Annotated in this window: 9 protein-coding genes; 4 read left to right on the forward strand and 5 right to left on the reverse strand. The window is 55.7% G+C overall.

Going from position 1 to position 7,193, the window contains the following annotated elements; translation table 11 throughout:
* Positions 1-52: 52 nt before the first annotated feature.
* From ACP5D0_RS09350 to ACP5D0_RS09360, 3 genes are read right to left on the reverse strand one after another with little or no spacing between them, the layout of a single operon-like run.
* Positions 53-664: a YqhA family protein gene (locus ACP5D0_RS09350; RefSeq protein WP_472365486.1), complete on the reverse strand. Its 612-nt coding sequence runs from the start codon at positions 662-664 to the stop codon at positions 53-55.
* 27 nt (positions 665-691) lie between these two features.
* On the reverse strand, positions 692-1,261 hold the full coding sequence (gene hslV, locus ACP5D0_RS09355; protein WP_472365487.1) for an ATP-dependent protease subunit HslV: 570 nt from the start codon (positions 1,259-1,261) through the stop codon (positions 692-694).
* Positions 1,262-1,276: 15 nt separating this feature from the next.
* Positions 1,277-2,260 carry a tyrosine recombinase XerC gene (locus tag ACP5D0_RS09360; protein WP_472365488.1) on the reverse strand — a complete coding sequence of 328 codons (984 nt, stop codon included), beginning with the start codon at positions 2,258-2,260 and terminating at the stop codon, positions 1,277-1,279.
* 131 nt (positions 2,261-2,391) lie between these two features.
* Here ACP5D0_RS09360 and ACP5D0_RS09365 point away from each other — a divergent pair, with 131 nt between their 5' ends.
* Complete coding sequence (locus ACP5D0_RS09365) at positions 2,392-3,015, forward strand: MarC family protein (protein WP_472365489.1); 624 nt, start codon at positions 2,392-2,394, stop codon at positions 3,013-3,015.
* A gap of 24 nt (positions 3,016-3,039) precedes the next feature.
* Here ACP5D0_RS09365 and ACP5D0_RS09370 read toward each other — a convergent pair whose 3' ends face one another.
* Both ACP5D0_RS09370 and dapF read right to left on the reverse strand, forming a co-directional pair.
* On the reverse strand, positions 3,040-3,711 hold the full coding sequence (locus tag ACP5D0_RS09370; protein ID WP_472365491.1) for a DUF484 family protein: 672 nt from the start codon (positions 3,709-3,711) through the stop codon (positions 3,040-3,042).
* A complete protein-coding gene (gene dapF, locus ACP5D0_RS09375; RefSeq protein ID WP_472365492.1) occupies positions 3,711-4,574 on the reverse strand; it encodes a diaminopimelate epimerase in 864 nt (287 codons plus the stop codon). The genes ACP5D0_RS09370 and dapF overlap by 1 nt, the downstream gene beginning before the upstream one ends.
* Before the next feature lie 133 nt (positions 4,575-4,707).
* Here dapF and hslU point away from each other — a divergent pair, with 133 nt between their 5' ends.
* From hslU to ubiE, 3 genes are all read left to right on the forward strand, one after another.
* Positions 4,708-6,042 carry an ATP-dependent protease ATPase subunit HslU gene (gene hslU / locus ACP5D0_RS09380; RefSeq protein WP_472365493.1) on the forward strand — a complete coding sequence of 445 codons (1,335 nt, stop codon included), beginning with the start codon at positions 4,708-4,710 and terminating at the stop codon, positions 6,040-6,042.
* A gap of 29 nt (positions 6,043-6,071) precedes the next feature.
* The gene (locus tag ACP5D0_RS09385; RefSeq protein ID WP_472365494.1) at positions 6,072-6,455 is read left to right on the forward strand and encodes a gamma-butyrobetaine hydroxylase family protein; all 384 of its coding nucleotides are present in this window, start codon (positions 6,072-6,074) and stop codon (positions 6,453-6,455) included.
* Positions 6,456-6,485: 30 nt separating this feature from the next.
* The coding region (ubiE, locus tag ACP5D0_RS09390) for a bifunctional demethylmenaquinone methyltransferase/2-methoxy-6-polyprenyl-1,4-benzoquinol methylase UbiE (protein WP_472365495.1) at positions 6,486-7,193 on the forward strand (708 nt) is incomplete at its 3' end.

A 7,193-nucleotide genomic window follows, 5' to 3' on the forward strand; every position in this document is an offset into this window, starting at 1 on the left:
GTTCGAGATCAAATCGCCCAGGCCTGGGCGATTTGTTCGGGGGGAGTTTGGCTTATTTGGCGTAGGCTTTGTGGGAGAGGTATAGCGCCAGCGCCACCAGCATAATGGCCAGTGAGTAATACAGCAGTTCCAGCGGCCCGGTGGGTTTGAGGAACAGGGCTTGTTCGAAGAACATGACAATCAGAATCAGCAGAATCACTTTGGCGAGCTTGTCTTTAAGGTCGTCCAGCGATTTGATCATCAGAATTTTGCTGGCGCTGTTGGCGCCTTCGGCTTCTTCGATTTTGGAGATAAACAGTTCGTACAGCCCCAGCGAAAAGATGAGCATAATCGCGCCGAGCAGAAAGCCGTCCACCGAGGCGACGACGTGCGCCACCGTTTGTGATTTAAGCGTGGCGCGTTCGGCATCGCTCAATTGGTGGTAGTCGGCCAAGTGTGCCAGGGTGTAATAAACGTCGATGGTGGTGAGGTAAAAAATGCCAAACGCCATCAGCAGGCTGGCGACCACGGCGAACATCACCACAAAGCGGCTGTTCCATAGAAACCATTCAAAATACTGTTCTGTCTTGCTGTGCCGCACCGGCAGGCAGATGTGTTCGGAATCCGGCGCGGCTTTGAGGCTGGCGTCTTGCGCGGGCTGTTTTGGGTCAGCGGGCTGGCTCATGATTCGGTCTCCTGAGGTTCTGAGAATTTAGGCTTCTTCCACATCACCGGCGGGTTTTTCCAGCGCTTCGATGGTGAGGTTGTGGTTGGTGTAGATGCACAGATCGGCGGCGATATTGAGGGCTTTTTCCACCACTTCGCGCGCGCTCAAGTCGGTGTTGTGCATCAGCGCCTGGGCGGCGGCGTGGGCGTAGTTGCCGCCGGAGCCGATGGCAATGAAGTCGTGCGCGGGTTCGATGACATCGCCTGTGCCGGAAATCAGCAGCATATTCTCTTCATCCGCCACCAGCATCATGGCTTCCAGCTTGCGCAGGGCGCGGTCGGTGCGCCAGTCTTTTGCCATTTCCACGGCGGCGCGCATCAGTTGACCATTGTGGGTTTGCAGCTTGCCTTCAAAGCGTTCGAACAGGGTGAAGGCGTCGGCGGTGGCACCGGCAAAGCCGGACAGGATTTTGCCATTGTATAAGCGCCGCACTTTGCGGGCATTGCCTTTCATGACAACATGGCCGAGCGTGACTTGACCGTCGCCGCCAATGACCATCTGGCCGTTGCGCTTGGCGCATAAAATCGTGGTTCCGTGAAACGTTTGTTCGCTCATAAATCTCTTCTCTTGCTAGTTTTGCTTTTTGTCACTTCTTGTCGCTTTTGTCGTTTTTTTCGCTCTTGGATGCGCCTTGTCGTACACGGTGGCCAAATGTTGCAAATCCAGCTTGGTGTATATTTGCGTAGTGGATAAATTGGCGTGCCCCAGCAGCTCTTGCACGGCGCGTAAATCGCCGCTTGATTCTAACACATGGGTGGCGCAGGCGTGGCGCAATCGGTGCGGCGACATTTTGGTGGGCAGCCCGGCTTTCAGGGCGCGTTCGTCAAGGTGTTTCTGAATGGAGCGCACCCCCAGCCGCTGGCCGAAACGATTCACAAACACCGCTGTTTCATCCGGCTTGGCATGGTCGGGGCGAAGATTTAACCAGGCCTGCAAGGCGGCTTTGGCTTGGGTGCCGATGGGGGCTTGCCGCTCCTTTTGCCCTTTGCCCATCACCCGCACCCAGCCGGCCTGCCAATTGTCCAGGCCTGGTGAAAGATCCAACTGCGCCAGTTCCGACACCCGCAAGCCACCGGAATACAGCAGTTCGTAAATGGCTTGATCGCGCACATCCTGCCAGGTCTGCAAGGGTTGTTCCAGCAGTTGTCGGGTGAGATCCACGTCCAAACTTTTGGGCAATGGTTGCGGTTGTTTGGGGGCTTTCACGCCCTTGGCCGGATTGTGCGCCACCCGCTGCTCTTCCAACAGAAAGGTGTAAAAGGAACGAATCGCCGACAGCTGCCGCGCCAGAGTCCGCGCCGAAGCGCCCATTTCCATGCGAAAGGCCACAAAGGCTTCAATGGCATCGCGATCCATTTTCGCCCAATCCCGAAAGCCGTCCAGAAACGCCCAGGCCTGGGCGTTTGTCACTTGGTCAGTGGCATTGGATGCGGACAGATCTTCGGCACTGAAAAAAACCGCCAGCGCCAGCAGGTCGCGCTGGTAGTTGCTGACCGTGTGCGCCGACTTGTTCAGACGCTGCAGGCTTTGAATAAAACGGCTGAAATCGCTCACATTGACCACTCGGTTCCAGAATCTTAAACCCTTATTTTACCCAAAACACTTGGACTTAAACCACCAATCCAGTATGCTTTTGGCTTTCGCCTTTATGTTCGGGCTTCACACTCAAGAGCGACTTTTCTGTTATGGAACACCTCATTACCTTTGCCATCACCATGCTCACCGTCACCAATCCAGCAGGCAACCTCGCCATTTTCGCCGGGCTGACCGCCAACCGCAGCGAAGCCGAGAAAAGAGCCTTGGCGCTGCAAACCGCCATTGCCGTCACCGTGATTATGCTGGTGGTCACTTGGATTGGCGGGCTGCTGCTCAAGGCCTTCGGCGTCACCCCGCCGGGCTTGGAAGTGGCCGGTGGCGTCATTATCGCCCTGCTGGGGCTGTCGATGCTGCGCAGCAAAACCGACCACATGACCCACACGCCGAAAGAACACCAAGAAGCGCAAAGCAAAGATTCCATTGCCGTGGTGCCGATGGCCATTCCCATTATCGCCGGCCCGGGCGCCATCACTACCCTGATACTGGCGACGCACAAATTTCCCACCATTGAAGACCGGCTATTCATCTCACTGGTGGCCGTGGGCATTGGCCTGCTGTTTTGGCTGATACTTTACTTTGCTGGCCCCATCAGCCGAAAACTGGGCGTCACCGGCATGAACATCGTCTCCAAAATCATGGGCATGGTGCTCACCGCCATCGCCTTCCAGATGCTCACCAGCGGCCTAAAAGAATTATTACCAGGCCTGGCGTAATCCGTAAACGCTCCGCCGTGCGACTCAGAACAACCGCTGCAGGCGGGCAGTGATCATTTGCCCCATCACGGTTAGAAAGTAGGTGCCCAGCTCGGGGCTGAAGCGGTCGCTGGTGGCGCCCAGCGCCAGCGCCCCCCAAACGGTTTCCTGCCCCAGCGGAATCACGCACAGCGATTGCATGGGGGTGTCGCTGGCAAACAAGCCTTTTTGCCAGGCCTGCTCCAGCAGGCCGCAGACGGGGTTTTCCGGCTGCAGGGTTTCTTTGAGCGAATTTGACCAGGCCTGGGAAAAACCGAGTTGATGCAACCCGCACACCGTTTGCTTGGGCACTTCCCAGGAAAGCAGAGTCACTTCTTCCACCTCAAAGGTGCCACGCATCACGGCATAAACCGCGTCCACCGCCGTTTGTTCGCTCTCGGCGGCCAGCAAAGCAAAGGCGAATTCATAGACTTTTTGCAGCAATTGACCGTTTTCACCGGCAATGTTTTTCAGGCTGTCCACTTCGACTTTTAAGGCATCGCGTTGCGCTCGCAGGTCAAACACCTGTCGCTCCAGCAGCGACACTTCCTGGCCGCTTTTGGGGTGCGGAATGCTCAGGTCACTGAGCAGATTGGGAAACACATGAAAAAAGGTGCGGTTGCGGTTGAGGTATTCCGCCACGTCTTCGGCGTGAATGTCATTCAGCAGGCTGGACACTAAGCGTTCTCCTCTCTTTTGATCGGGGATCGTTGAATCTGGCCGTCAAACACCCACTGAGCCGGCCCCGTCATCCACACCGGACTTTGCGGGTCGCCATTCCATTCAATCAACAGATCGCCGCCCGGCAGCGACACCGTGACCGCATCGCCGACATCGCCCAGACGACGCAACACCACCATCGCCGCACAGGCACCGGTGCCGCAGGCCAGCGTTTCCGCCGCGCCGCGTTCGTACACCCGCAATTTGATGTGGCTATTATCCACCCGTTCGGCAAAGCCGACATTGACGCGCTCGGGAAACAGCGGATGGGATTCGATTTTTTCACCCAGTGCCGCCACCGGCGCGGAAACAATGTCGGTCACCCGCAGCACGGCGTGCGGATTGCCCATGGACACAGCGCCGATTTCAAAGCGTTCGCCATCCACTTCCAGCTCATAGTGTTCCGATTCCACCGGCATGTCGAACGGCAGGGTTTCCGGTAAAAAGTTCGGTGCGCCCATATTGACCCGCACGCCTTGGTCGGTAATGTATAGCACAATGACGCCCGACGCGGTTTCCACGGTGATTTCGGTCTTGTCGGTCAAGCCTTTATCGTACACAAAGCGCGCAAAACATCGTGCGCCGTTGCCGCACTGCTGCACCTCGGAACCGTCGGCATTGAAAATGCGGTAACGAAAATCCACCCCCGGCTGCGTAGCGGGTTCCACCATCAACAGCTGATCAAAACCGACACCAAAATGACGGTTGGACCAGGCACGTATTTCCTCGGTCGTTAATTCAATCGGGCGCTGTGTGGCATCTATCACCATAAAGTCATTGCCCAGCCCCTGCATTTTGGAAAAATGTAAAACATTCGTCATGGTCTTTGTCCGTTTGCGGCCTCATTCGTTTATCAATCGTCGCGTCATTCCTTTATAATAATCGAATTCCATGAACATCGGCAATTCACAATGCCGTGCGATTGCACACACTATCAAAGGAAACACGCACACCATGACTCCAACCATGATGACCCCGAAGGAAATCGTTCACGCCCTTGACCATCACATTGTCGGCCAGTCCGAAGCGAAAAAATCCGTGGCCATTGCCCTGCGCAACCGCTGGCGTCGTGCCCAGCTCGCCGACGAACTGCGCCATGAAGTGACGCCGAAAAACATTCTGATGATCGGGCCGACCGGGGTGGGGAAAACCGAAATTGCCCGTCGCTTGGCGAAACTGGCGAATGCGCCCTTCATCAAGGTGGAAGCCACCAAATACACCGAAGTGGGGTATGTCGGGCGCGAAGTGGACTCGATTATCAAGGATCTGGCGGAAAATGCGGTGAAAATGCACCGCGAACAGGCCATGAAAGACGTGCAGCGCAAAGCGGAAGATTTGGCGGAAGAAAAAATCCTCAATATCCTGCTGCCACCGGCGCGTGGGCATGAAGAAGAAAGTTATGAACACATGTCCGACACGCGCCAGAAGTTCCGCAAACGACTGCGCGAGGGCGAGTTGGACGACAAGGAAATCGAAATCGATCTCAGCGCCACGCCCGCACACGTTGAAATCATGGGCGCGCCCGGCATGGAGGAAATGACCAATCAGCTGCAAGAAATGTTCCAAGGGTTGAACCAGGGCAAAAAACAAAAACGCAAGCTGCCGATTAAGCAGGCGATGAAGCTGCTGACCGAAGAAGAAGCCCAGCGCCTCATCGACCAGGAAGACATGAAAGCCAAAGCCATTGAAAACGTGGAACAAAACGGCATTGTGTTCATCGACGAAATTGATAAGGTCGCCAAACGTCAGGAAAGCGGTTCCGGCGGCGATGTGTCCCGCGAAGGCGTGCAGCGTGACCTGCTGCCATTGATTGAAGGTTCCACCGTTTCCACCAAGTACGGCATGATCAAAACCGATCACATCCTGTTCATTGCTTCCGGTGCCTTCCATCTGGCCAAGCCGTCGGATCTGATTCCCGAGCTGCAAGGCCGCTTGCCGATTCGCGTGGAATTGAAATCGCTGAAAGTCGAAGACTTTGTGCGCATCCTCACCGAGCCAAAAGCCGCCTTGACCACTCAAGCCATCGAATTGCTGAAAACCGAAGGCGTCCACGTTGAATTCACCCAGGACGGCATTCAACGGCTGGCGGAAATCGCCTATCACGTCAACGAAAACACTGAAAACATCGGCGCACGTCGTTTGCATACCGTGATGGAACACCTGCTGGAAGAAGTGTCCTTTGCCGCGCCCGACAAGGCTGGGCAACAGGTATTGGTGGACAAAGCCTTTGTGGAAGAACGCCTCGGCGATCTCTCGGAAAATCAGGATCTGTCGCAATACATTCTGTAACGTCGTCTGTACCGAAAAGGGAATCGACAATGCCTCAACCCACCGACATCAAACTGCTGCAAAAATCGCGCCGCTTAGAAGTCAGCTTCGACAGCGGCGAGACGTTCGACTTGCCCTGCGAATATTTGCGGGTCTATTCGCAATCCGCCGAAGTCACCGGTCATGCGCCGGGGCAGGAAGTGTTGCAGGTCGGCAAGCAGCACGTCAATATCGACGCCATTACCCCAGTAGGACAGTACGGCATTAAATTGCATTTTGACGACGGTCACGACACCGGCATCTATACGTGGGAACGGCTGTACGAGCTGGGGCGTCATTACGACGATTACTGGTCGGATTATCTGCAGCGTCTGCAACAAGCCGGGCATCAACACCCGGATCAACCGCCGACCGACCTAGCCGAATTACTGTAACGGATTTAATCAAACCATCAGGACACGCCTATGAATGCCTCAACCAAGAAAAACACCATTGATTTCGGCTTCACCGAAGTGCCGCTGGACGAGAAGGTCAAAAAAGTCAAAGGCGTGTTCGATTCCGTCGCCGGAAACTACGACATTATGAATGATGTCATGTCGCTGGGCATCCACCGACTGTGGAAACGTCACACCATCGAACTCAGCGGCATCCGCCCCGGGCAAACGATACTGGATTTGGCGGGCGGCACCGGCGACCTCACCAAAGCCTTCGCCAAGCGCGTCGGCAAAACCGGCCGCGTGGTGCTGGCGGACATCAACGAAAACATGGTGCGCGTCGGCCGTGACCGCCTGACCGACGAAGGCATTATCGGCAATGTCGATTACACCATCACCAATGCCGAAGCCCTCACCTATCCCGACAACACCTTCGACTTGGTCACCATTTCCTTCGGCCTGCGCAACGTCACTCACAAGGACAAAGCCCTGGCGGAAATCTGCCGTGTGCTGAAACCGGGCGGCCAATTAATGGTGTTGGAATTTTCCAAGGTCAGCCAGCCGCTGCTGGCGAAGGCGTATGATTTCTATTCCTTCAACATCCTGCCCAAAATGGGCAAATTCATCGCCAACGACGAAGCCAGCTATCAGTATTTGGCCGAATCCATCCGCATGCACCCGGATCAGGAAACCCTCAAACAAATGATGCTGGACGCCGGATTCGACAAGGTGGAATAC

The organism is Hydrogenovibrio sp. (genome assembly GCF_049975065.1).
Taxonomy (GTDB): Bacteria; Pseudomonadota; Gammaproteobacteria; order Thiomicrospirales; family Thiomicrospiraceae; genus Hydrogenovibrio.

What these genes read in the sequence shown, in the direction of transcription:
- ACP5D0_RS09350 (WP_472365486.1), bottom strand. Translation starts at nt 664, where the DNA reads ATGAGCCAGCCCGCTGACCCAAAACAGCCCGCGCAAGACGCCAGCCTC.
- ACP5D0_RS09365 (WP_472365489.1), top strand. Translation starts at nt 2,392, where the DNA reads ATGGAACACCTCATTACCTTTGCCATCACCATGCTCACCGTCACCAAT.
- dapF (WP_472365492.1), bottom strand. Translation starts at nt 4,574, where the DNA reads ATGACGAATGTTTTACATTTTTCCAAAATGCAGGGGCTGGGCAATGAC.
- hslU (WP_472365493.1), top strand. Translation starts at nt 4,708, where the DNA reads ATGACTCCAACCATGATGACCCCGAAGGAAATCGTTCACGCCCTTGAC.
- ACP5D0_RS09385 (WP_472365494.1), top strand. Translation starts at nt 6,072, where the DNA reads ATGCCTCAACCCACCGACATCAAACTGCTGCAAAAATCGCGCCGCTTA.
- hslV (WP_472365487.1), bottom strand. Translation starts at nt 1,261, where the DNA reads ATGAGCGAACAAACGTTTCACGGAACCACGATTTTATGCGCCAAGCGC.